This window comes from Streptomyces sp. NPDC085900, assembly GCF_044540925.1.
GTDB classification, from domain to species: domain Bacteria; phylum Actinomycetota; class Actinomycetes; order Streptomycetales; family Streptomycetaceae; genus Streptomyces; species Streptomyces gilvifuscus.
In genome coordinates, this window is the sequence record NZ_JBITSP010000001.1 from 360,352 (window position 1) to 383,918 (window position 23,567).

The window sequence follows — 23,567 nt, forward strand, 5'->3', positions numbered from 1 at the left end:
CACTTCGCGTGGGGTCTCTACGGTCACTTCTTTACACGAACAGTCTTTGTCGACCGTGTCTCGAGAGTCATCTCGTCGGCCTCCGCGACCTTCGCCTTCAGTCGCACAGTACCTGTCGCGGCATCGACGACGTCCACCACCTTCGCAAGCAGTTTCGCAGTATCGGCGTTCCCGGAGACGCTCGCGAGCTGAACGGCCCGGCCCAGCTTGGCCGTTGCTCCGTCGAAATCTCCCGCTTTGCGCAGGTCGAGCCCCTGCTGGATGGCCTGGGCCAGCTCGGCCTGCCCCGTGTAGTGGGCGACCTGCGGGTTGATCGACGTGGACGCCGTCATGTCGTCGGTCCACACGGCCCGTACCAGGCCCTGGGGGCCCAGGTTCTCCGCGGTGCCGTCGGGCTGCGGGACGACCAGGGAGACGCGGGCGGCGAGCATCTCCCGGCCGATGCCGGCGGGGGGTACCTCCAGGCACACGTGGTAGTCACGGGACTCGTCTCCCCAGGAGCCGGTGGGGTAGTCCCCGGCGCGCGGGCCGGCCTCACCGCGCCGGTCGGTCAACTCCTCGACGGTGGGCGCGACCTGCTTGACGAACTTGATGGTCGTGCCCACCGGCGTCCACAGCCTGAGGGCTACGTCGCCGACCTCCTTGCCCATCGCCGTCTCCATCATCCGCGTGAAGTCGGCGGCGAGGCCGGCCGGATCGGCGACGATGTCTGCGGTGCCGAGCAGAGCGGAGGCGATGCCTGTGACTTCTTTCACTTCCCAGTCGGTGCCCACGCCGCGTGCGTCACACGTGAACCGTCCGGCGCAGGAGTCCAGGGCGGCCTTCAGGTCCTCCGGCGACTCGTGCTCGTTGCGGCCGTCGGTGAGCAGGATGCCGTGCCGGATGGCGACGTCGGCGGAGGACAGCAGGCGGTCGGCCAGCCGCAGCCAGGTGCCGATGGCCGTGCCGCCGCCCGCGCTGAGCTTGCGCAGCGCCTGCTTGGCCTGCTCCCGGGTGGTGGCGTCGGCCACCGCGACGCGTCCGCCGCCGGGGTAGACCTCCTTGGCGATGTGCGTGCCGCCGATCACCGCGAAGTGCACCCCGTCGCGCAGGGTGTCGATCGCGGCCGCCGTCGCGTCGCGGGCGTTGCGCATCTTGGTCGGCGGGTAGTCCATCGAGCCGGAGCAGTCGACCATGACCGCCACGGCCGCGGACGGGCCCTGGCCGGGCGAGTACGGCTGAGGTGCCTTGACCGCGCTGCCGACGGTGCCGCCACCGGTGGCGGTCACCGTGACGATCGCGTTGACCTCGCGACCGCCCTCCGGCAGGTACTCGTTCTGGTACACGTCCATCGAGAACTGCGGCACGTTCGACTTCGAGAAATTGGCCATGCCTGATCGAATCCCCCTCGTGCACCTCACAGCCGTGAGGCGATGACTGGAAGCGGACCGGTCCCCTCCGGTCCGCCGGGCCTCCCCGTACTCGGCCTCAGGCCGATCCTGCCCCCTGAGACACGGCCGGGAACGGCACGACGGCCACTGTTACGTTGTCGTGGCCCCCGCCGTCCAGGGCGTGACCCACCAGCACCCGGGCGCTGTGCAGGGGGTGCCGGTCGGCGTCCGCGGGGACGGCCTCGGCCATCTCCTGGGCCGCCTCCGCGTAGTTCCACAGCCCGTCCGTGCAGACCACCACCACACCCGGCCGGTCCGGCTTGAAGGAGGCGGTGTGCGGGTCCAGTTCGTAGGCGTCCGCGCCGAGCCAGCCGGTGATCGCGTGGGCGCGCTCGTCGGCGTACGCCTCGGCCTCGTTCATCAGGCCCGCGGCGACCATCTGCGCGGCCCAGGAGTCGTCCTCGGTGAGCCGGGCCGGGGGCGAGGAGCGGTCGACCGGGACCCAGTAGGCGCGGCTGTCGCCGACCCAGCCGACGACCAGCAGGCCGGCCGTGACGACGGCGCCGACGATCGTGCAGGCGGGCGCGTTCTGGTGCGGGGCGTGCTCGCGGGCCGTGGCGGGCTCGGCGGCCAGGGCGTTGACCGCGTGCGACGCGGCGACGATCGCCTCGTGCATGGCCTGCTGCGGGTGCGTGCCCCGGGGCAGGGCGGCGAGCACCGACTCGCTCGCGGCCCGGGCGGCGGCGTAGGAGGCGTCGTCGGGGCGGGTCGCGGAGGAGACGCCGTCGCAGACGATCGCCACCGAGGCGGGGGAGCCGTCGGGCAGGGCGGTGTGGCCGATGCCGAAGGCGTCCTCGTTGCGGTGGTGGCGCAGACCGCGGTCGCTGACGGCGGCCAGCGGGCCGCACTCCTGCTCCATGTGGTCGCGCTCGCGGGGCTGGGCGTGCCCGCAGTTCTCGCAGTAGCCGTCGCTGTCCACGCGGCCCGCCCGGCAGGCCACGCACAGCTTGGCCTCCCCGTCGGGCCCGGAGAGGTCGGCGACGCGCGGGTCGGGTGCCTGCAACGGGTACTCCCCGGGCTCCGGCGGCCGGTCGAAGCGCACCCCGGAGGCCGGGGAGACCGGCGAACCGGTCGGCGGCTGCTGCGGCGGCAGCGGGACACCGCCCGGGTCCGCGCCGCGCGGCTCGGCCGGCACGGCGACGGGGGCACCGGCCCCGGCCGGCTCCGGCGCGACGGGCCGGTCCATGCCGTCGTGGCCCGCCGCCGGGCTGTTCAGCGCGACCGTCGGGTGGTCGTCCGGCCGTGGCGGCAGTGCGGACAGGTCGTATCCGCACGCACCGCAGAAACGGTCACCCGACTCGAGCGGCCATTCGCAGCTCGGGCAGGCGGACAACTGGGGCATCTGCGACATCAACTACACCCACGTCCGGGGGCGGTAACGGTTGGCTCGTTCCACCAGGTCGATCCTCTCCTCGCCGCCCCGCGCGAGCCGGGCCAGCGTGCGGTACGAACGCTCCAGGCCGAAGCGGAGTCCCCGCTCGTCCAGATCGCTGCCGAGCAGCGTCCGCCGCCCCGCGGGCGCGGAACCCCGGCCCCCGGAGAGTATCCAGTCCAGGGCGCACCCGAGGACCTCGGCCGACAACTGCTCCCGGCGCGCCGGATCCAGACCGTACGCGTCCAGCGCCTCGACCTGCCCGGCGGCCGCCGTCAGGTCCTCCAGGAACGGTACGTCCCCGGGCACGGCCGTGCGTCCGCGCAGCCGCGCCCGTACGGCGGCCACGCGCGCGGCCGTGTAGTGGATGGACGACTCCGGCACCGACTCCAGCGTGGCCACGGCACTGCGCCGGTCCCCGGCGGCGAGCTGGACGCGGGCCAGCCCGAAGGCGGCGCTCACATAGCTCGGGTCGGTCGACCACACCAGCCGGTAGTACTCGGCGGCGTTGTCCAGCTGGCCCAGCACCTCCGCGCACAGGCCCAGCGCCAGCTTCGGCGCCATCTCGCCGGGGAAGGCGTCGTAGATCGCGTCGAAGGCGAGCGCCGCGCCCTCCTGGTCGCCGGTGACCAGCGCGGCCACGCCCCGGTACCAGACCACCCGCCAATCGTCGGGTTCCTCGTCCTCCAGGGTGGCCAGCGAGGTGACGGCGGCCTCGGAGTCGCCGTTCTCCAGCCAGGCCCGGATCTGCCTGAGCCGGGTCTCGACGGACTGCGCGGGCGCCGCCGCGAGCGCCCCGAGCAGCTCGGCCGGCGCGGTCGTCATCAGACCCGCCAGGAAACCGGCGTTGGGGTCCGCGGGGTCCACGCGGGGGATCGGCAGCGCGAGGGCGGCGGCGGGGGAGTTGACCGGCTTGACGATCGCCGGGGGCCCGTCGCCGGACGCGGGCGACGGGGCCCGCCCCTTGCGCGGCAGCACCGCCCGCGCCCCGAGCCGGGACACCTCGCCGTCCAGCTTCGGGAACAACTCCGCGTCCGTGACCCGCAGTTCGGGCCCGAACAGCGTCGACAGCGCCGGCCGCGCCCGTCCCGTCTGCAGCGACACGACCTCCCGCAGCACTCCGGTCAGCTGCTCGCCCATCTCCTGCGCGGAGGCGAAGCGGCGGGCCGGGTCCGGGTCGGTCGCGCGGACCAGGAGGCGGTAGAAGGACTCGTACTCGCGGAAGACCTCGATGTTGTCCGGGTCGGGCAGGGAGTCCACGAAGACGTTCGTGTAGCCCTGGAAGTCGAAGGTCAGCACGGCCAGGGTGCGGGCCACCGTGTACAGGTCGCTCGCCACCGAGGGGCCGACCTCCGCGACCTCCGGCGCCTGGTAGCCCACCGTGCCGTAGATGGCCGACTCCTCGTCGTCCATCCTGCGCACCGCGCCCATGTCGATGAGCTTGAGCTGGTCCTCGGTCTGGATGGCGTTGTCGACCTTGAAGTCGCAGTACAGCAGGTTGCGGCTGTGCAGATGACCGAGCGCCTCCAGCGCCTCGATGCCGTACGCGCACGCCTGCTCCACCGGCAGCGGATCCCGCTTGCCGTCCGGGGTACGGCGGCCGTTGGCGATCTCCTTCAGCGACTTGCCGCCGACGTACTCCATGACGATGTAGCCGTCCATGGACCCGGTGCGCTGGTCGAGGTGCTCCACGAAGTTGTAGATCCGCACGATGTTGGAGTGCTCGATCTCGGCGAGGAAGCGCCGCTCGGAGATCGCCGCCGCCATCGCGTCCTGGTCGCCGGTGTCCAGGAGGCCCTTGAGGACCACCCACCGGTCGGAGACCGCCTTGTCCACCGCCAGGTAGACCCAGCCGAGCCCGCCGTGCGCCAGACAGCCCGCGACCTCGTACTGGCCGTGCACCACGTCCCCGGCCTTCAGCTTCGGCACGAACGAGTACGGGTGCCCGCACTTGGTGCAGAAGCCCTCCGTACGGCCCGTCCGCTCCCCGCGTGAACGCCCCACCGGCGCACCGCAGTCGGAGCGCGAGCAGAACCGCTTGCGCTCGGGCACCTCCGGGTTCTCCAGCACCATCGCGCGCGGGTCGGGCCGCGGCACGTCCGGCACCTGCACCAGGCCCGCGCCGAGCCGGCCGCGGCCACTGGTGGAGCTGCCGGAACCGGAGCTGCGCACCGACACCGAACGGCCCGTGGACCGGCCCGACAGGGAGCGCGAGAGCCGCCCCGACACCGAGCGCCGGGACTTCGACGACTGCGACGACGTACGGGAGCTGCCGCGTCCGGTCGGGCGCGAACCGCCGCTGCCCGAGCCGTCGTTGTCGCCGGCCGGCCCCGTGGAACTCCTCCCGGAGGAGGGGCCCCCTGGCGCGACGACCGGCGCGAGACCGCAGGTGTCGCAGTACAGCTCGCCGCCGCCGACGTCCTCGTAGGACCCCTCGCAGTCCGGCCGCTGGCAGGTCTGCTGTGCCTGGCTCATGACTCCCCCCTACGGTCTTCGGGACCGCCCTGCTCCGGCACGCGCGGGGCGCCGAGCAGCTCGGCGGCCGCCCGCTGGTAGCGCAGCACGGCCTGTTCGGCCACGCGCAGGTCGCAGGGCGCGCTCCACAGCATGCGGCGCGCCGCGTCGTACCGCTCGATCAGGAACGGGTCCTCGGCGAGCCCGTGCCGGGCGACCTTCGCCTTGTACGCGTCGAGACGGCCGCGCAGCTCCGCGCGGACCGCCAGCGGCGCGGTGACCGCGGTCAGCGACTCGCGGGCGCGCAGCAGTTCGTCCTCCGCCTTCTGCTCCAGCGACTCCAGCAGCGGGGACAGGCGGTGCCACTGGGCGTGTCTGCGGTACTCGGCGGCCGTCGCCAGTTGCTCCTGCAGTGCGGTCGGCGGGCCGCTGACCACCGGCACCTCCGTCGCGGCGATCTTCGCGAGGACCTCGCCGCGCGCGGTGCGCGCCTCGGCGAGCGTGCGGTCGGCACGGCTGAGCACGTCCCGCAGCCGGATCAGCCGCTGCTCGGCGTCCTGCCGGACGGTGAGCACGGCGTCGATCTCCCGGCGCACGTCCTCCAGGGCGCGCGCCTGACGGTCGTACACCGTCAGGTCCGGCCGGCCGCCGCCGGGCGCCGAACTGCCCTGCGCCGGGACCCAGTACGCGAGCGGGTCGGACACCACCTGCTCGCGCAGGGACGTCAGCGTGCGCGTGATGCGCTCCAGGTCGTCGCCGGCCGGGTGCTCGCCGGGGCGCACGCCGACGGAGTGGGCGAGCTTGCGGGTGCGCTGCAGTTCCGCGGCGAGTAAATCGATCCGGGCGGGCAGCGCCGACCACACCGCGTCGGCGGCGACGACCATGTCCAGGCTCGTCGCGTACAGCTCGTTCATCCGGTCCACCAGCGCCGACAGCGAGAACTGCTCGCTCAGCCGGCCCGAAACGCCCTGCAGAGTCGGCGCGTTGGCCACGGCGGTCGTGGAACCGGCGAGCGTGACGGACTCGCCGCGCAGCAGTTCCGTCAGCTCCACCAAATCCTCGCGGCTGGACCAGCGGCGGCGGGCACGGATCTCCCGGGCGGAGCGCAACGCGTCGGAGTAGGCGTCGAAGTACGCCCACAGCAGCGTGATCGACGCCTCCGCGGACGCCCAGCGCTCCTTGGTGACACCGGTCAGCTCGGCACCTTCGAGGAGTCTGCGGCCCGCGTGGTCCTGCAGGGCGAGGAGCGAGGTCTCGATCGCCTCGTGCTCCGCGCCGAGCCGCGCCAGCGCACGGTCCACCTCGTCCCGGTCCATCACCGGCCCGGCGGGGTCCGTGACGCCCATCGATCACCTCTCGCTGCTGTCGTCATCCGTCAGTCGTCCGTCAGTAGATGATCGGTCACCGGTAGTTGGCTTCGGGAGGGGTCGCCGACGGCGACTTCTTGCCGTCCTGGTCCATGGTGGGGTGCAGCCACGTCCGGTACGAGTCGGCCCAGCCGCCGTCCTTGATGTAGTCCGCCAGGGTCCGGTTGACCTGGCGTACCAGATCCTCCGAGCCCTTCTTCATCGCCACGCCGTAGTACTCGTCGGTGAACAGGCCGCCCTTGAGCTCCACCGTCGGGTCCTGCGCGGCCTGGCTTGCGGCGAGCGCGCCGTCCGTGACGACCGCGTCGACCTCGCCGAGCTGCAGCTTCACCAGGCAGTCGAGCTGATTGGGGACGACCGTGCCGATGTCGGTGGACGCGGGGATCTTGTGGCCCTTGTCCGCCTTGAGGTTGTCGAGGGCCGTGGAGGTCGCCGCGGAGCACACCTTCTTGCCGGCGAGGGTCGCGTTGTATCCGGTGATCGTCGAGTTCTTGGGCGCGAGGACCTGCTGGCCCGTCTTGAAGTAGGGCGCCGAGAAGTCGACCAGGCCGAGGCGGTCGCAGGTGATCGTCATGGTACGCACCACCATGTCGACCTCGCCGTCGTTGATGGCGTCTATCCGGCGGCTGGTGGGTATGGCCTTGAACGTGACCTTGTCCGGGTCGCCCAGCAGGTCGCGGGCGATCCGGTGGGCGAGGTCGATGTCGAAGCCCTCCAGCGCGCCGTCGGCGTTGTTGGGGTTGAGGTAACCCCAGCGGTAGCTGTTGGTGTCGACGCCGACGACCAGGCGCCCCCGGGACTTGATGGCGTCGACGTTCTTCTGTGTGGCGCTGGTGCCGGACGGCGACAGGCTCTGGTCCTGCGGGAGCTTGCCGTTGGTGCACTTCTCGTCCGCCTCGGCCTGCAGGCCGTGGGCCAGCCTCTGGCCCGCGCCGGCCGCGGCGGCACCGCTCGACTGGGTCCGGGGCAGCAGCAGGACGAGGGCCAGCGCCAGGGCGCACACGACCGCCATCGCACTCACTCCGCCCCAGCCGCGCAGGCCGGCCCGCAGACGCTGTGTCAGACGCCGTGCATTCATCGTCACGCCCCCTCTCACCGGTATTCCGACAGCCTGCGGCCGATGCCCAGCACCGCTCCGGCCGCCCCCAGGACCGCCAGCACGGCGGCCCCGTACGGCAGTCCGTCCAGGGCGTCCCGGCCCCCGCGCGCGGCCTGCCTGAACTCGGCGTCCTCGTGGGTGAGCGCCGTCTGCAGCGCCGCGTCGACGTTGTCGAAGCACACGCTCGTCGGGTCCTTGCCGACGCCTATGACCTTGTCGCGGGCCTGCTGGTAGTCGCCCTGGTCGTTCTTCTTCTGGGCGACCTCGTGCCGGTCCTTCCACGCCTGCATGTAGCCGTCGGCGTCCTTCACCGGCTTCCTGCCCGCCGTGTCGTCGGCGAGCGAGCGGGCCTTGGTGAGGGAGCCGGCCAGCTTCGCGATCTGGGTGTCGTACCCGACGGCGTACGTGTCCTTGGGCTTCTTGTCGACCAGGGTGGTGTCGGCGCCGCGGCGGATCAGGCTGAGGTTCTCGTCGCTGCGGGCCGTCAGGGACGCGATGCGGGCGTCGTGCAGGACGTTCAGCGAGCGGACGCCGTGGTCGTAGGAGTCGTTCAGGCCGGCGCGGGCGACGGTGTGGCCGACGACCACCCAGAGCAGGACCACCACGGAGGCGGCCGAGGCCGTGACCAGGCCGTGGTTGAGGACCCGGTTGGTGCGCAGGTAGTTGCGCCGCTGGGACCAGCCCAGTGCGGCCAGGGCGGCGACACCGAGACAGGCCGCGGCCCACGGGAACGCCTTGGCGTCCGCGTAGTCGGAGTTCAGCCGCTGGTTCTCCCGCTGGTACAGCGCCTCGGCCTTCGGCAGCATCTGCTGCTGCATCGTCTCGTTCGCGGCGCGCAGATAGGCGCCGCCCACCGGGAAGCCCTGCCGGTTGTTGGTCCGGGCCGTCTCCACCAGGCCCTTGTACGTCGGCAGCAGCCTGTTGAGGTCGGCGATGGTCTTCGCCGACTCCGACCCGGCCTTGGAACTGGCGGCCGCCGTGACCAGTTTGGCCGCCGCGGTGTCGATGTCGCGCCGGTAGCGCTGCCGTATGGAGGGCTTCTCCTGCGGGCCCGCGAGATAGCCGCTGGCCGCGGCCGTGTTGGCGTCGGCGAGGGAGGCGTAGATCTCGGCCGCGTCGGAGCTGAGCGGCTGGCTGCTGTTGAGGACGTCGTCCGCGGCGCTCGCCCGGTCCGTCATCTGCCAGGCGGCGACCGCGCCGAACGCGACGACCAGGAGGGCGAGCAGCGCGCCGATGACGCGCAGCCGCCCCGGCTCCGTGGTGGCGGCCGCGCGCAGCCGGTCGACGCCCTCGGCGAAGGCGGTGCGGCGCGCGGGAGCGGGCTTCGGCGCCTGGGCGGGGCCCGGCGGCGTGGGCGACCCGGGCTGCGGCGGTACGGCGGGCAGGGTGGGCACGCCGGAACCCGGTGGTGCCGCACTGCTCTTCGGCGGTGTTGTCACTGTTGACCTCCCCCATGGCCATCCGTCGCCGCCAGTATCGCCGCCGGGACCGACATCCGCACCGGCCTTCACTGGATCTTGATCGGATCGCAGTGCTCTTGCGCCGGGGGCCCGGGGGTCGCCCCCGGAAGAGACACCACCGGCGCGCGACTCGGAGTCCCGCACCACCCCCTGCCCATGAATACGCCGCCGGAATCAGTTCGGTTCCCGCCAGGTCAGCGCTCGAAGTGCGCCCTCACCCGGTCGTGCACCTCAGCTTTCGCTCCCACCCTGTCCAGCCCCAGCAGTGCCGCCCCCAGCACCGGACTCGCCGTCACCACCCGTGGCACCGCCTTGGGGGCGCGGACCGAGAGCAGCTCGCGGATGCCGTCGTTCAACTGCGGGTGCTGGGCGGCCAGTACGCCGCCGCCCAGCAGGACCGGTGTCTCCTCCTCCAGCAGGCCGAGGCGGGTCAGCGCGACCGTCGCCATGGTGACCACCTCGTCCGCGAGCCGGTCGACGATCGCGCGGGCGACCGGATCGCCGTCCGCGGCCGTGGCGAAGAGGACCGGCGTCAGCTCGTGGCGGCGGGCGGGCGCCACCGTCTCCAGATGCAGGGCCTCGATGAGCGCGAGCATGGTGGGGAGGCCGAAGTGCGCCGGGAGCGTGCGGGCGAGGGCCGTCGGCCCGCCCCGCCCGTCCTCCGCGCGCGCCGCGTGCCACAGCGCCTCCTCCGCCAGGCCCCAGCCGCCGCCCCAGTCACCGGAGATGCGGCCGAGCGCCGGGAAGCGGGCGGTGCGGCCGTCGGGCCGCATGCCGACGCAGTTGATGCCGGCGCCGCAGACGACGGCGACCCCGCGCGGCTCGGTGACGCCGGCCCGCAGGATCGCGAAGGTGTCGTTGCGGACCTCCACCGACGTGCCCCACCCCCGCGCCTGCAGCGCGGCCGCCAACTGCTCCTCCTCCACGGGGAAGTCGGCGTTGGCGAGACAGGCGGAGACATGGTCGACGGACGACGCCATCCCGGAGGCGGTGAAGGCCCGGGTCACCGCCGCGGCGACGGCGTCCACGGCCGCCTCCACGCCGACCACCGGCGGCCGGAACCCGCCGCCGCGGGCCGTGGCGAGGACGGTGCCGTCGGCCGCCACGACGGCGACGTCGGTCTTGCTGTTGCCCGCGTCGACGGCGAGGACACGTGCGGTCATGCCCACGCGAGATGCTCCCGGTTGTGTGCGATCAGTCGGTCGGTGAGGGCGTCGGCGTACGCGTACTGGCCGACCAGGGGGTGGGCGAGCAGGGCCCGGAACACCCGGTCCCGGCCGCCCCGCAGGGCCGCCTCCAGCGCCAGGTCCTCGTAGGCCGTCACGTTCGCCGTGAGCCCCGCGTACAGCGGGTCGACGGTGGGGACGGGCAGCGGGGTCGGCCCCTTGGGGCCCACCGCCGCCTGCACCTCGATCACCGCGTCGTCGGGCAGGAAGGGCAGCGTGCCGCGGTTGAGGGTGTTGACCACCTGGTACGGCGAGCCGCCCCCGCCGAGCAGTCCGGCCGCGAGGTCCACGGCCGCCTCCGAGTAGTAGGCGCCGCCCCGCTCGGCCAGCAGCGCCGGCTTCTCGGCCAGCGCCGGGTCGCCGTACATCGTCAGCAACTGCCTTTCCATCTCCGCCACTTCGGCGGCACGGGAGGGCTTGGTGCCCAGTTCCCGGACGACCTCGTCGTGCGCGTAGTAGTAGCGCAGGTAGTAGGACGGGACCACGCCGAGGCGGTCGAGGATGTCGGGCGGCAGGCGCAGGTCGGCGGCGATGGCGTCGCCGTGCTCGGCCAGCAGCGCGGGCAGCGCGTCCTCGCCCTCTGGGCCGCCCAGCCGTACGCCGGTCTCCCAGGTGAGGTGGTTGAGGCCGACGTGCTCCAGGTGGATGTCGGCGGGCGTCAGCCCGAGCAGGTTCGCGAACTTGCGCTGGAAGCCGATCGCCACGTTGCACAGGCCGACCGCCTTGTGGCCCGCCTGCAGCAGGGCGCGGGTGACGATGCCGACCGGGTTGGTGAAGTCGATGATCCAGGCGTCCGGGTTGGCACGGCGCACCCGTTCGGCGATGTCGAGGACCACCGGGACCGTGCGCAGCGCCTTGGCCAGGCCGCCGGCGCCGGTGGTCTCCTGGCCCACGCAGCCGCACTCCAGCGGCCAGGTCTCGTCCTGCTCGCGCGCCGCCTGGCCGCCGACCCGCAGCTGCAGCAGGACCGCGTCCGCGCCCTCGACGCCCGCGTCCAGGTCGGAGGTGGTGACGATCCTGCCGTCGTGCCCCTGCTTGGCGAAGATGCGGCGGGCGAGGCCGCCGACGAGTTCCAGGCGCTCGGCGGCCGGGTCGACCAGGACGAGTTCCTCGATGGGCAGGGTGTCGCGCAGGCGGGCGAATCCGTCGATGAGTTCGGGGGTGTAGGTCGACCCTCCGCCGACCACGGTGAGTTTCATACGGGGTTAACCCTTCACTCCGGTGAGCGTGACGCCCTCGACGAACGCCTTCTGGGCGAAGAAGAACACGAGGATCACGGGGGCCATGACCAGCACGGTCGCGGCCATGGTCAGGTTCCAGTCGGTGTGGTGCGCGCCCTTGAACGACTCCAGGCCGTAGGACAGGGTCCAGGCGCCGGGGTTCTCCGAGGCGTAGATCTGGGGGCCGAAGTAGTCGTTCCAGGCGTAGAAGAACTGGAAGAGGCCGACGGCCGCGATCCCCGGCCTGGCCATCGGGACGACGACCTTCAGCAGGGTGCGCAGCTCGCCGCAGCCGTCCACCTTCGCGGCGTCGATGTACTCGTTCGGGATCGTCATCAGGAACTGGCGCAGCAGGAAGATGGAGAACGCGTCGCCGAACGCCATCGGGATGATCAGCGGCCACAGCGTGCCGGAGAGGTCCAGCTGCTTCGCCCAGAACAGGTACATCGGGATGATGATCACCTGGGGCGGCAGCATCATCATCGAGATGACCAGCATCAGCGACAGATTGCGGCCCCGGAAGCGGAACTTGGCGAGCGCGTACGCCACCGGGATCGACGACACGACCGTCAGGACCGTGCCCAGCCCGGCGTAGATCAGGGTGTTCTTCCACCAGGTCAGGAAGCCGGGGGTGTCGAAGACCTTCTTGTAGTTGCCCCATTCCCAGGTGTGCGGGATCAGGTCCCGGCTCAGGGCCTGGGTGTCGCTCATCAGGGAGGTGAGGAACACGAACACGAAGGGCAGGACGAAGAACAGCGCGGCCGCGACGCCGAGGGAGTGCACGGCGATCCACTGCAGCAGCGACCTGCGGCGGGCGGTGCGTTCGGCGGGGGAGACCGGCGCCTTCAACGGCACCGGCCGGTCCAGGACTTGGGTCATGGTCAGTCACCTGCCAGGTTGAGACCGCCCCGGCGCCGCATCAGGAACGCGGTGAACACCATGGACAGGGCGAACAGGACGAGGGCGACGACACACGCGGAGCCGTAGTCGAAGCGCTGGAAGCCGAGGTTGTAGACGAGCTGGGGGAGGGTCAGGGTCGACTTGTCCGGGTAGCCGGGCTCGAACTGGGTGCCCGCGCCCTGGATCACGCCCGAGGCGACCTTCCCCGCGATGAGCGGCTGCGTGTAGTACTGCATGGTCTGGATCACGCCGGTGACGACGGCGAACATCACGATCGGCGAGATGTTGGGAAGGGTCACGAACCGGAACCGCTGCCAGGCGGAGGCCCCGTCCAGCTCGGCCGCCTCGTACTGCTCCTGCGGTACGTCGAGCAGCGCGGCCATGAAGATGACCATCAGGTCGCCGATCCCCCACAGGGCGAGCAGGGTGAGGGCCGGCTTGGACCAGGAGGGGTCGTTGAACCAGCCGGGGGCCGGGATGCCCACCTTCTCCAGGATCGAGTTCACCGGGCCCGTACCGGGGTTGAGCAGGAAGGCGAACGCCATCGTCGCGGCCACCGGCGGGGCGAGGTAGGGCAGGTAGAACAGGGTGCGGAACACCCCGGTGCCCGTCTTGATCTTCGTGATGAGCATGCCGACGCCGAGGCCGAAGACGACCCTCAGGGTCACCATGACCAGCACCAGCCACAGGGTGTTGCGCAGGGCCGGCCAGAAGAAGGGGTAGTGCTCGAAGACGTAGGTCCAGTTCTTCGTGCCGCTCCACGTCGGCGGCTTGAAGCCGTCGTAGTGCATGAAGGAGAAGTAGACCGTCGAGATCAGCGGGTACGCGAAGAAGACCGCGAAGCCGATCAACCAGGGCGACATGAAGGCGAGGGTCAGCAGGGCCTTTTTCCGCCGCTTCGCGGCGAGGCCGGACCTGCGGTCCTTCGAGGTCAGGGAGATCGCGGACATCTACTTCGCCTGCGCGATGTCCGTGTCGATCTGCGCGGCCGTCTTCTTCAGCGCGGCCTTGAGGTCGGTGACCTTTCCGCTCTCGTAGTCGTAGCCGAGCTGCTGGATCGTCGTGAGGTAGACGCCGCCGTTGATGGAGGCGGGGGACGTCGTGGAGTTCGGGTTCCCGGCGATGTCCAGGAACGTCTTGAAGCGCGGGTCGTACTTCAGCTTCGGCGACTTCAGGGCCGCGAGCGTCGAGGGGACGTTGTGGATGCCGTTGGAGAAGCCCACCACGGCGTCGGTGTCCGTGGTGATGTACTTGACGAACTCCCAGGCCGCGTTCTGCTTGTGGCTGGTGGCGGCGATGCCGGCGATGGTGCCGGTGATGTAGCCCTTGCCGTACTGGCTCGCCTGGTCGTCGGGGACGGGCAGCGGGGCGACGCCGATGTCGAACTTCGGCTTGGCGTCCAGGGCCATCCCCAGGCGCCACTCGCCGTCCAGCTGCATGGCGACCTGGCCGGTGTGGAAGGGGTGCTTGGGGCCCCACTCGTCACCGAGCTTGGAGCGGTAGGTCTCCAGCTTCTCGAATCCGCCGAGTTCGTCCACCAGCTTCTTCTGCAGCTTGAAGCCGGCCTCGAAGGCGGGGTCGGTGGCGAGCTGCGACTTACCGGCCTTGTCGAAGTAGGTCGGCGAGAACTGCCCGAAGTAGTGCTCGGTCGTCGTCTCCCAGCCGTGGTAGTCCGGCATGAACCCGAGCTGCTGGTAGCTGTCGCCCTGCTTGATCGTCAGCTTCTTGGCGTCGGCCTCGAACTCGGACCAGGTCTTCGGCGGAGTGGTGATGCCCGCCTTCGCGAACGCCGTCTTGTTGTAGTAGAGCCCGTAGGCGTCGCCCAGCAGCGGCGCCGTACAGCGGTCGCCGTCGAACTGGGTGTACTCGTTCATCGCCTTCGGGAACGTCGTCTCCGGGTCGATGCCCGCCTTCTTGAAGAACGGGTTGAGGTCGACCAGCGCGCCCGAGGAGCAGAACTTGCCGACGTTGTTGGTGGTGAAGGAGGAGATGACGTCCGGGGCCTTGTCGCCGCCCGTGCGCAGCGCCTGGTTGATCTTGTCGTCGGTCATGTTGCCGACGACGTTGACGTGGATGTTGGGGTGGGCCTTCTCGAAGCCGGCGACCAAGGACTTCACGGCCTTCACCTCGTTCGGCGCGCTCCAGGCGTGCCAGAAGTTGATGGTCGTGTCCTTGGAGGCGTCGTCGCTCGCACCGGAGCTCGACTGGCCGGTGCAGGCGGTGGCGAGGAGGGCGAGGGAGGCGGAGGCGGCCAGCGCGACGGCCGCCCTCCGGGACACGTCGGGTATGACTTTCCAGGACTTTTCGGGCATGGCGAGGTCTCCCAGAGGCGCAAGGGGCTAGGGCGGGGAAGGGGGGTGGAGCAGAGGGGTCAGCGCGAGGTGTCGAAGACCTCGTCGCGGGTGGTCGCGAGGGCGCTCTCCAGCGCGCCCCGCAGTACGGGGTGTTCACGGACGTCGCCGACCACGAGCCGGGGCCGGGCGGCGGCCAGCTCCTCCAGCTCGGCCTGGACGAGGGCGCGCAGCACCTCGCCACCGGCCGTCAGCGAGGCGCCGCTGAGGACGACGAGTTCGGGGTCGAGAACGGAGACGAGGGAGGCCAGACCGGTGGCCAGCCGGGTCGCGTACGTCTCCAGCAGCAGTCGGTGCGGGCCGGTGTCCTCGGCCACCGCCCGCTCGACGAGCGCGGCCGCGGCCTCGGCGTACGGGCCGGAGGGAATGGCGTCGATGCCGAGTTCGCGGGCCAGCTGCGGGACGGCCTGGGAGCCGGCCAGCTCCTGGTAGCCACCACTGTTGGCCCTGGTGACCTGCCGGACCAGGGGCACGCCGGGAACGGGCAGGAAACCGACCTCTCCCGCGCCGCCGGTCCAGCCGCGGTGCAGCCGGCCGCCGAGGACGAGCGCGGCGCCGAGGCCCCCCTCGTTCCACAGCAGCACGAAGTCCTCGTGCCCGCGGGCCGCGCCGAGCCGCTGTTCGGCGACGGCGGCGAGGTTGACGTCGTTCTCGTACTCCACCGGCATCGGCAGCGCGGCGGCGAGCTCGTCGAGCAGGGCGGGGGTGTGCCAGCCCGGGAGGTGGGAGGCGTAGCGCAGCCGGCCGGTGTTGGGGTCGAAGGCGCCGGGGGTGCCGATGACGATCCGGTGGACGTCGTCCCGGGCCAGTCCCGCCGCCTTCACGGCGCCGTCGAGGGCGTCGGTGACCTGCCGGACGACGGGCTGGGCCGGACGGCGTCCCGGGGTGGGGAGCTCGTACGAACCGACCGTGCGGCCGGTGACGTCGGCGACGGCGGCCAGGATGCGCTCGGGGGTGACGTCGAGCCCGGCGGCGTACGCGGCGGCCGGGTTGACCTCGTACAGCTGGGCGTTGGGGCCGGGCCGGCCCTCGGTGGTGCCGGTGGCGAGCACGAGCCCGGCCGCCTCCAGGCGGGCCAGGAGCTGGGAGGCGGTCGGCTTGGACAGGCCGGTGAGCTTGCCGATCCGCGTGCGGGACAGCGGGCCGTGCTCCAGGAGGAGGTCCAGCGCGGCGCGGTCGTTCATGGCGCGCAGGACGCGCGGGGTGCCCGGCGTACCGGCGGTTCCTGCCATGGGTCGACACCTGCCTCTCGACTGCCCAGCTTCTCAGTGACCTGGGACGGAAGTCCATCCGGTGATCATCGTGCGATCACTGTTAGGAAAGTTTCCTATTGGCTGGAAAGGAACGTAAGCCCGGGGCGAAGGGGGCGTCAAGAGAAACCGCCCCCGAGGCAACAGAGTCGTTACCTCGGGGGCGGTGCGCTACGGGTGGGGCTCGGCTTCGGCCGTTACTTCGGCGCCGACCGCTGCGCCCCTATCGGCGAAGCGGCGGCCGACTGGGCCGAGTCCGGGTTGGCCAGGGCCGACGGGGCCGCGACCGCCGCCGTCGGGTCGGCGGCCTCCTCCTCGTCCTCGGCCGCCGTGGCGCCGCCCACGATGCGGATGTTCGCCGCGTCGAAGGCCCGCTTGATGCGCCAGCGCAGCTCGCGTTCGACCGTGAGGGACTTGCCGGGCATGGTCTTGGCGGAGACGCGGACGACCATCGAGTCCAGCAGGACGCTGTCCAGGCCGAGGACCTCGATCTGGCTCCACAGGAGCTCGTTCCAGGGCTCCTCCGCGCTCATCTTCTCGGCGACCTCGTCGAGGGTGGCCTTCAGCCGGTCCAGGTCCTCGCTCGCCTTCACGGTCACGTCGACGCCGGCCGTCGCCCAGCCCTGGGAGAGGTTGCCGATGCGCTTGACCTCGCCGTTGCGGACGTACCAGATCTCCCCGCTCGCGCCGCGCAGCTTGGTCACCCGCAGGCCGACCTCTATGACCTCGCCGGAGGCGACCCCCGCGTCGATGGTGTCGCCGACGCCGTACTGGTCCTCCAGGATCATGAAGACACCGGAGAGGAAGTCGGTGACCAGGTTGCGGGCGCCGAAACCGATCGCCACACCCGCGACACCGGCGGAGGCCAGCAGCGGGGCCAGGTTGATCTGGAAGGCGCCCAGGATCATCAGCGCCGCGGTGCCCAGGATCACGAAGGACGCCACCGAGCGCAGGACCGAGCCGATCGCCTGCGAGCGCTGGCGGCGCCGCTCGTTGTTGACCAGCAGGCCGCCCAGCGAGGTGCCGTCGACCGCCTCCGCGGTGCGGGTCATCCGGTCGATCAGCTTGGTGATCGCCCGCTGCACGACCGCTCTGAGCACCCCCGCTATCACCAGGATGAGCAGGACCCTGAGGCCGATAGCGAGCCACGTCGACCAGTTCTGCTCGACCCAGCTGGCGGCGTTGGTCGCGCTCTCCTGGGCGTCCTGGAGCGTGGGGACCGTCACGGCGGTCGACCCCGAGGGAGACGGGGACGGCGACGGCGACGCACCGGCGGCCGGTAGGACGGCGGGCAAGGACACGGCGGGTACCTCCAGGCGCAGCGGTCCGCCCTCCGGCACGCGACGCGGTCAAGGTCACGAAAAGGTCACCGAAGGGCAGGCCCACCACACTATCGGGGCACGGTGTGCGAATCCTTGCCAACTTCTGAGGAGACTCCGTGCGCCCCCGGGTTGAGCAGGTGGGATAAACGAATCCCGGTTCGGGGGATGAATGAGATGTGGTCGAAAACACTCCCAGCCCGTTACCGGGACATGGTGGCGCCACCACCAGGCATGAGGGGACACTGACCACAGATCGTCCCGGCGCGAGCCACGCGCCGCCGACGCCCAAGGAGGCATCCGTGCCGCATGTCCTGGTCCTCAACGCGTCGTACGAGCCACTCGGCGTCGTACCGCTCCGCCGCGCGCTCGTCCTCGTCCTGGAGAACAAGGCCGTCTCCCTCGAGGAATCCGGCGCCTTCATGCACAGCGCAACCGTCACAGTCCCCGCACCCAGCGTGGTCCGGCTCAAGCGATTCGTCCGGGTTCCCTATAGGGGGCCCGTTCCTCTCACCCGCCGTGCTCTCTTCGCGCGCGACGGAGGCCGGTGCATGTACTGCGGTGGCGTCGCAACCAGCGTCGACCACGTCATCCCGCGCAGCCGCGGGGGCAAGCACGTCTGGGACAACGTGGTGGCCTCGTGCCGCCGCTGCAACCACGTCAAGGCCGACCGGCATCTGTTCGAGATCGGGTGGCGGCTGCGCCACAAACCCGCCCCGCCCACCGGCCTGGCCTGGCGCATCATCGGGACCGGTCACAGGGACCCGCGCTGGTTGCCGTATCTGCAACCGTTCGGCGCGGACGACGCCCTGGCCCGGATCGACGGCATCTCCGCCTGAAGTCCGGGCTTTCGCACACCCTGCCCACAGGGACTGCGGCAGCGTGTGGCGTCCGGCCCGGGAGCCCCCCGTGCTCCCGGGCCGCACCGTCACGCGCTCACGCGTAGCGCAGCTCGGCGGGGCGGAGGGAGCGGCGCAGGAGGGGCAGGGAGGTGGCTGCCGCCAGCACGCAGGCCGCGTAGACGGCGACGGGGATCAGCAGGGGCAGGTACGGCGTCGGCGCCACGACGGTGTCGGAGACGATCGAGGCGTACCAGGCGCCGATCCCGAAGCCGCCGACACCGGCCACCGCGACCGCGGGCGCGAGTGGCAGCGCGGTCTCCAGGAGCAGGGCCCGGGCCAGCACCGCCCGCGGTACGCCCGCCGCGGCCTGCGCGGCCAGTCCCCGGCGCCGGGTGGCCAGGGACTCGATGGTGCCGACGGCGAGCGCCGTCAGGACGAGCGCGAGGCCGACGAGGATCGCGGCGGCCGTCAGATCCAGGCCCGTCGTGTAGTACGACAGGGGAGCCGCCAGGGAACCCTCGCCGCTCTTGGTGTGCAGCTCCGCGAGCAGCACCTGACGGACCCCTGTGAAGCCGGAGGCGAGGATCGTCACGAGCAGCACTCCCGCATGGGTCCGGGCGGCCGCCCAGGGGTCCTCGCGCAGCCGTTCCGCCGCGATCAGGACCGCCGGTCGCCGGGTGCGGGCGGCCAGGCCCTCGCCCAGCTGCCGGGACGAGGAGCCGGTCAGCCACACCGCGGTGCAGCTGAGCAGCAGCGCCAGGACGAACACCGCCACCGGACCGAAGTCGAAGAGGGGCGAGTCGCTGAGGACCGGGGCCACGAGGATGAACAGGGTCGTCGCGGCGAGCAGGCAGGTCACCGTCCGGAACAGCCGTCCCGGAGCCCGCATGGGCCGAGTCCGCCGCACCCGGCCGAGCGGCGAGGCCACCACCCGGCGCAGGGTCAGCGCGCTCACGGCCGCTCCCAGGGCCGGTACCGCCACGGCGACCACGGCGATGCCCGCCCAGGCGGCCGGGGCCGGGTGCCGCCACAGGCGCAGCAGCAGCGGTACGGCGACGGCGGCGGCCGGCAGCGAACCGGCCAGGCAGGCGAGCCCCGACTCCAGCGCCGCGATCCGCCGCGTCTGCCAGGGTGTGGCCCCCGTGAGGCGAAGCGCCGCCAGCCGCCGGTCGCGGTGCACCGCTCCGATGCGCGCGCACTGGCCGAGGAACCCGAGCACCGGGATGAGCAGCAGCCCCAGCGCGACGCTCACGTTGCCGCGGTCGCCGGCGGAGTCCAGCAGCCCGGACCCCACGGGCACGGAGTAGTACCCCTCCAGCGAGGTGAGCACGACGACGGTGCACCCGATACCCGTGGCCAAAGCCGCCCCCACCGCCGTCAGCAGCACGCGCCACCACTCCCGCCGGTCCGAGCCCCGGGTGAGCAGCCAGGCCAGGCGCAGGTCCGTTCTCACGCGGTCACCCCCGCCACCGCGACGGCGCCGTCGGTCAGCCGGACCTCGCGGTCCGCGTACGCCGCCACCTGGTCGTCGTGCGTGACCAGCAGGACGGCCGTGCCCGCCTCGCGGGCGGTGTGGGCCAGGGCCGTCATGACCTGCTCGGTCGCCAGGGAGTCCAAGGCGCCCGTCGGCTCGTCCGCGAAGACGACGCGCGGGCCGGTGACCAGGGCCCGCGCCAGGGCCGTGCGCTGGGCCTGGCCGCCGCTCATCTCGCCCGGGCGCAGCTCCTCCTGGCCGCGTACGCCGAACCGTTCCAGCCATTCGCCGGCCCGCGCCCGGGCGTCCGCGCGGGCGGTTCCCGCCAGCATCAGCGGCAGCGCCACGTTGTCCAGCGCCGTCAGCTCCGGGATCAGCTGCCCGAACTGGAACACCACCCCGAAGTCGGACCGCCGCAGTTCGCTCAGCCGCTTCTCCGGCAGCTGGTCCAGACGCTGCCCGGCGTACGTCACCGAACCCGCGTCGGGCCGGACGATCCCGGCGAGGCAGTGCAGCAGCGTGGACTTCCCGCTGCCGCTGGTGCCGGTCACGGCGAGGATCTCGCCGGCGCCCAGCTCGACCGAGGCGCCGCGCAGGGCCTGGGTCCCGCCGTACGCCTTGGTCAGTTCGCGGGCCGCCAAAAGCGGCACCGCGCTGTCCCCCTTGTTCATGTTGCGTCGACCTCCGCGGTCAAAGTGGTGAGCCGGGCCGCCGTCGTTGTCATCCAGCGGAGGTCGGCGTCGAGGTGGTTGAGGGCGTAGTCCGCCGAGAGCACGGTGGCCAGATCGGCGCCCTTGGCGGTCTTCACCGCGGTGAGCTCCCGCATCCGCTCCAGGTGCGCGGCGCGCTGGGCCTTCAGATAGGCCTCCGCGTCGCCGCCCGACAGGATCGAGACGACGACCTTCGCGAAGATCTCGTTCGTCACGAAGGGCGCGGGAGGAGCGATCTCCCCGGCCCAGCGCGTCAGTTCACGCGCCCCGTCCTCGGTCGAGCGGTACGTCGTCCGCTCCGGCCCGCCGTCCGCGCCGGTGCCCTCCACCTCCGCGAGCCCGTCGCGGACCAGACGCTGCAGGGTCGTGTAGACCTGCCCGTAGGCCAGTGGACGGGCCTGCGGAAAACGTTCGTCGTGCCGTCGCTTCAGGTCGTAGCCATGGCTCGGCCCCGAGGCGAGCAGCCCCAGCAGGATGTGGCGGGTGCTCATGCCGATCATTATGCACTCGATACATGTACTGAGTGAATAGTGATCGTGGAGTGATCCGGGGTGGTCCGGGGTGATCGACGGGCAGTCGTCGGTGCCCAAGTGGCGCAGAATGTGACAAGAGGCACCTAGTTCCTTCCCGTACGTCTGCCACCGCGTCCACTGGGTAGGGCTGCGGTAATCCGAAAGGTCGTCGTACCCGACAAGGAGGCCCCTCGTGGCCGCACCGGCACACCCCCTCTCCAAACCCGTGGCGCATCTGCCGTCCCAGGCGCACGAACCGCACTTCTGCGTGTTCAGCGCCGAGGGCGCCCGCGCCGAGATCCCGCTCACCAGTGAGCCGCCGCTGCCCGACGCCGAGCCCCTGACCAGCGAGCCCCCGCTCTCCGACGCACCGCCCCTGACCAGTGAGTCGGCGGCCTTCGAGCTGGAAGCCGCGAGGCCGTAGATGACGACGCAGGGGCCGGCCGAACCGCCCTCCCACGAGCTGTCCCGCCTCGCCGAGCTGCACGGCGTCGCCACCTCCTACAGCCCGTCCCCCGACCGCACGGTCGCCGCCTCTGCCACCGCCGTCACCCTCACCCTCGCCGCGCTCGGCGTCGACGCGAGCACCGAGGAGGCGACCGGCGCCGCACTCGCCGCCCGCGAGCGCGAACTGGCCGCACGGCTGCTGCCGCCGACCGTGGTGCGCTGGGCCGACGCCGAGTCCCCCGCGCTCGCCGCCCTCCCGGCCGGCACCCGGCTGCACATCGAGACCGAACAGGGCGAGACGCGTTCCTCCGCCGACCGGCTCCCGCCCGGCGTCCACCGCCTGACGGCCACCGCGCCCGACGGCCGCACCGCCGAGGCCCACCTGGTCGTCGCCCCGCCCCGGCTGCCCACGCCCACGGCACGCTCGTACGGCCTGCTGGTCCAGCTCTACTCCCTGCTCTCCCGGCGCTCCTGGGGCATGGGCGACCTCGGCGACCTCGCCGAGCTCACCGCCTGGGCCGGCCGCGCGCTCGGCGCCGGCTTCGTCCAGGTCAACCCGCTGCACGCGGCCGTGCCCGGCGCCCCCACCGACCCCTCGCCCTACCGCCCCTCCTCCCGCCGCTTCCCCGACCCCGTGCACCTGCGCGTCGAGGACGTGCCCGAATTCGCCCACGTCCAGGACCCCGAGCGGGTGCGGGGGCTGCTGGAGCGGGCCGGGCGGCTGCGCGAATCGGTCCTGGACAAGGGCGCGCTGATCGACCGGGACGCCGTCTGGGAGCTCAAGCGCGAGGCACTGGAACTGGTGCACGCCGTGCCGCTCGGACCGGGGCGGCGCGCCGCCTACGCCGACTTCCTCGCCCGGGAGGGCGAGGCCCTGGAGGACCACGCCACCTGGTACGCCCTGGCCGAGGTGCACGGGCCGGACTGGAGCCGCTGGCCCGAGGGCCTGCGCGACCCGCGCTCGCCCGAGACCGCCCGCGCCCGCACCGAGCTGATGGACCGGGTCGACTTCCACTGCCGTCTCGCCTGGCTCACCGACTCCCAGCTCACCGCCGCCCAGCGCACGGCCCGCGAGGCAGGGATGCCGGTCGGGATCGTGCACGACCTGGCGGTCGGCGTGCACCCCGGCGGCGCCGACGCCTGGGCGCAGCAGGAGTACTTCGCCGCCGGGATGTCGGTCGGCGCACCCCCCGACGCCTTCAACGCGCGCGGCCAGGACTGGGGCCTGCCGCCCTGGCGCCCCGACCGCCTGGCCGAGTCCGGCTACCGGCCGTACCGGCGCCTGCTCCAGGCGCTCTTCCGCTACGCGGGCGCCCTGCGCATCGACCACGTCATGGGCCTGTTCCGCCTCTGGTGGGTGCCCCAGGGACACCCGCCCACCCAGGGCACCTACGTCCGATACGACGCCGAGGCCATGCTCGCCGTCCTGGTGCTGGAGGCCTCCCGCGCGGGCTCGGTCGTCATCGGGGAGGACCTGGGCACGGTCGAGCCCGGCGTGCGCGACCGGCTGCGCGAACGGGGCGTGCTCGGCACGTCCGTGCTGTGGTTCGAGCGCGACTGGGAGGGCGACGGCCGCCCCCTGCCGCCCGAGGCCTGGCGCGCCGACTGCCTGGCCACCGCCACCACCCACGACCTGCCGCCGACCGCCTCCCGCCTCACCGGCGACCACGTCGAACTCCGCGACCGGCTCGGGCTGCTGACCCGGCCCGTGGCGGAGGAACGGGCCGAGGCCGCGGCCGACGCGGGGGAGTGGCTGGCGTTCCTCGCCCGGCTCGGCCTGCTCGACGGCACGGGAGGCGCCCACGGAGCCTCCGAGGAAGAGGCCCGTATCCAGGCCGTCCACCGGTTCCTGCTGCGCACGCCCGCCCGGATGGTGGGGGTCTGGCTGCCGGACTGCGTCGGCGACCGCCGGCCGCAGAACCTGCCCGGAACGTGGGACCAGTACCCGAACTGGCGGCTGCCGATCGCGGACGCCGAGGGCCGGCCGGTGACGCTGGAGGAACTGGCGGGCAGCGGGCGCCTGCACGCCCTGCTGGAGGTGGTGCGGGACGCGGGTTCCGGCGGGCGGGGCCGGCGCGCACCCGGATGACCGGGCGGCCCGTGACGTCCCCGTACGGCACCCCGGACGCGCGGC

At 72.3% G+C, this 23,567-nt stretch carries 19 protein-coding genes; 3 read left to right on the plus strand and 16 right to left on the minus strand.

Annotation, left to right across the window (positions count from 1 at the left end):
* Positions 1-23: 23 nt before the first annotated feature.
* From ACIGDI_RS01595 to ACIGDI_RS01655, 13 genes are all read right to left on the minus strand, one after another.
* Positions 24-1,370, minus strand: coding sequence for a VWA domain-containing protein (locus tag ACIGDI_RS01595; protein WP_399888931.1), 1,347 nt, complete (start codon positions 1,368-1,370; stop codon positions 24-26).
* A gap of 97 nt (positions 1,371-1,467) precedes the next feature.
* Positions 1,468-2,784: a PP2C family serine/threonine-protein phosphatase gene (locus ACIGDI_RS01600; protein WP_399888934.1), complete on the minus strand. Its 1,317-nt coding sequence runs from the start codon at positions 2,782-2,784 to the stop codon at positions 1,468-1,470.
* A complete protein-coding gene (locus ACIGDI_RS01605) occupies positions 2,785-5,277 on the minus strand; it encodes a tetratricopeptide repeat protein (RefSeq protein ID WP_399888937.1) in 2,493 nt (830 codons plus the stop codon).
* A complete protein-coding gene (locus ACIGDI_RS01610) occupies positions 5,274-6,602 on the minus strand; it encodes a hypothetical protein (RefSeq protein WP_399888940.1) in 1,329 nt (442 codons plus the stop codon). The genes ACIGDI_RS01605 and ACIGDI_RS01610 overlap by 4 nt, the downstream gene beginning before the upstream one ends.
* Before the next feature lie 55 nt (positions 6,603-6,657).
* Positions 6,658-7,701 carry a glutamate ABC transporter substrate-binding protein gene (locus ACIGDI_RS01615; protein WP_399888942.1) on the minus strand — a complete coding sequence of 348 codons (1,044 nt, stop codon included), beginning with the start codon at positions 7,699-7,701 and terminating at the stop codon, positions 6,658-6,660.
* A gap of 14 nt (positions 7,702-7,715) precedes the next feature.
* Positions 7,716-9,161 carry a hypothetical protein gene (locus ACIGDI_RS01620; RefSeq protein WP_399888945.1) on the minus strand — a complete coding sequence of 482 codons (1,446 nt, stop codon included), beginning with the start codon at positions 9,159-9,161 and terminating at the stop codon, positions 7,716-7,718.
* A 215-nt stretch (positions 9,162-9,376) separates the two neighbouring features.
* Entirely contained in the window at positions 9,377-10,351 is a 975-nt protein-coding gene (locus ACIGDI_RS01625; RefSeq protein ID WP_399888947.1) for an N-acetylglucosamine kinase, read from the minus strand.
* A complete protein-coding gene (locus tag ACIGDI_RS01630; protein ID WP_399888950.1) occupies positions 10,342-11,607 on the minus strand; it encodes a 6-phospho-beta-glucosidase in 1,266 nt (421 codons plus the stop codon). The genes ACIGDI_RS01625 and ACIGDI_RS01630 overlap by 10 nt, the downstream gene beginning before the upstream one ends.
* Positions 11,608-11,613: 6 nt before the next feature.
* On the minus strand, positions 11,614-12,507 hold the full coding sequence (locus ACIGDI_RS01635) for a carbohydrate ABC transporter permease (RefSeq protein WP_399888952.1): 894 nt from the start codon (positions 12,505-12,507) through the stop codon (positions 11,614-11,616).
* A gap of 2 nt (positions 12,508-12,509) precedes the next feature.
* Positions 12,510-13,478 (minus strand): carbohydrate ABC transporter permease, encoded by a 969-nt coding sequence (locus tag ACIGDI_RS01640; RefSeq protein ID WP_399888955.1) that lies wholly within the window; start codon positions 13,476-13,478, stop codon positions 12,510-12,512.
* Positions 13,479-14,840, minus strand: a complete 1,362-nt coding sequence (locus tag ACIGDI_RS01645; RefSeq protein ID WP_399888958.1) for an ABC transporter substrate-binding protein — start codon at positions 14,838-14,840, stop codon at positions 13,479-13,481. It abuts the gene before it with no gap.
* Between the two features lie 59 nt (positions 14,841-14,899).
* Entirely contained in the window at positions 14,900-16,111 is a 1,212-nt protein-coding gene (locus ACIGDI_RS01650; RefSeq protein ID WP_399888961.1) for an ROK family protein, read from the minus strand.
* 215 nt (positions 16,112-16,326) lie between these two features.
* The gene (locus tag ACIGDI_RS01655) at positions 16,327-17,430 is read right to left on the minus strand and encodes a mechanosensitive ion channel family protein (RefSeq protein WP_399888963.1); all 1,104 of its coding nucleotides are present in this window, start codon (positions 17,428-17,430) and stop codon (positions 16,327-16,329) included.
* 320 nt (positions 17,431-17,750) lie between these two features.
* On the opposite strand from ACIGDI_RS01655, the gene ACIGDI_RS01660 reads away from it, so the two are divergent.
* Complete coding sequence (locus ACIGDI_RS01660; RefSeq protein WP_399888966.1) at positions 17,751-18,287, plus strand: HNH endonuclease; 537 nt, start codon at positions 17,751-17,753, stop codon at positions 18,285-18,287.
* A 97-nt stretch (positions 18,288-18,384) separates the two neighbouring features.
* Here ACIGDI_RS01660 and ACIGDI_RS01665 read toward each other — a convergent pair whose 3' ends face one another.
* The 3 genes from ACIGDI_RS01665 to ACIGDI_RS01675 are packed head-to-tail and all read right to left on the minus strand — an operon-like array spanning position 18,385 to position 20,965.
* Positions 18,385-19,743, minus strand: coding sequence for an FtsX-like permease family protein (locus tag ACIGDI_RS01665; protein WP_399888969.1), 1,359 nt, complete (start codon positions 19,741-19,743; stop codon positions 18,385-18,387).
* Positions 19,740-20,435 (minus strand): ABC transporter ATP-binding protein, encoded by a 696-nt coding sequence (locus tag ACIGDI_RS01670; protein ID WP_399888972.1) that lies wholly within the window; start codon positions 20,433-20,435, stop codon positions 19,740-19,742. Before ACIGDI_RS01670 ends, ACIGDI_RS01665 begins: the two co-directional genes overlap by 4 nt.
* Complete coding sequence (locus ACIGDI_RS01675; protein ID WP_399888975.1) at positions 20,432-20,965, minus strand: helix-turn-helix transcriptional regulator; 534 nt, start codon at positions 20,963-20,965, stop codon at positions 20,432-20,434. Before ACIGDI_RS01675 ends, ACIGDI_RS01670 begins: the two co-directional genes overlap by 4 nt.
* A gap of 214 nt (positions 20,966-21,179) precedes the next feature.
* Between ACIGDI_RS01675 and ACIGDI_RS01680 the strand changes: the two genes are divergently transcribed.
* On the plus strand, positions 21,180-21,410 hold the full coding sequence (locus tag ACIGDI_RS01680) for a hypothetical protein (protein WP_399888978.1): 231 nt from the start codon (positions 21,180-21,182) through the stop codon (positions 21,408-21,410).
* Positions 21,411-23,522 (plus strand): 4-alpha-glucanotransferase, encoded by a 2,112-nt coding sequence (malQ, locus tag ACIGDI_RS01685; protein ID WP_399888980.1) that lies wholly within the window; start codon positions 21,411-21,413, stop codon positions 23,520-23,522.
* The last annotated feature ends 45 nt before the right edge of the window (positions 23,523-23,567 follow it).

Bases quoted from the DNA above. Each gene is read 5' to 3' on its own strand.
- ACIGDI_RS01595 (WP_399888931.1), bottom strand. From the start codon at position 1,370: ATGGCCAATTTCTCGAAGTCGAACGTGCCGCAGTTCTCGATGGACGTG.
- ACIGDI_RS01605 (WP_399888937.1), bottom strand. From the start codon at position 5,277: ATGAGCCAGGCACAGCAGACCTGCCAGCGGCCGGACTGCGAGGGGTCC.
- ACIGDI_RS01610 (WP_399888940.1), bottom strand. From the start codon at position 6,602: ATGGGCGTCACGGACCCCGCCGGGCCGGTGATGGACCGGGACGAGGTG.
- ACIGDI_RS01615 (WP_399888942.1), bottom strand. From the start codon at position 7,701: ATGAATGCACGGCGTCTGACACAGCGTCTGCGGGCCGGCCTGCGCGGC.
- ACIGDI_RS01630 (WP_399888950.1), bottom strand. From the start codon at position 11,607: ATGAAACTCACCGTGGTCGGCGGAGGGTCGACCTACACCCCCGAACTC.
- ACIGDI_RS01635 (WP_399888952.1), bottom strand. From the start codon at position 12,507: ATGACCCAAGTCCTGGACCGGCCGGTGCCGTTGAAGGCGCCGGTCTCC.
- ACIGDI_RS01640 (WP_399888955.1), bottom strand. From the start codon at position 13,478: ATGTCCGCGATCTCCCTGACCTCGAAGGACCGCAGGTCCGGCCTCGCC.
- ACIGDI_RS01645 (WP_399888958.1), bottom strand. From the start codon at position 14,840: ATGCCCGAAAAGTCCTGGAAAGTCATACCCGACGTGTCCCGGAGGGCG.
- ACIGDI_RS01650 (WP_399888961.1), bottom strand. From the start codon at position 16,111: ATGGCAGGAACCGCCGGTACGCCGGGCACCCCGCGCGTCCTGCGCGCC.
- ACIGDI_RS01670 (WP_399888972.1), bottom strand. From the start codon at position 20,435: ATGAACAAGGGGGACAGCGCGGTGCCGCTTTTGGCGGCCCGCGAACTG.
- ACIGDI_RS01675 (WP_399888975.1), bottom strand. From the start codon at position 20,965: ATGAGCACCCGCCACATCCTGCTGGGGCTGCTCGCCTCGGGGCCGAGC.
- malQ (WP_399888980.1), top strand. From the start codon at position 21,411: ATGACGACGCAGGGGCCGGCCGAACCGCCCTCCCACGAGCTGTCCCGC.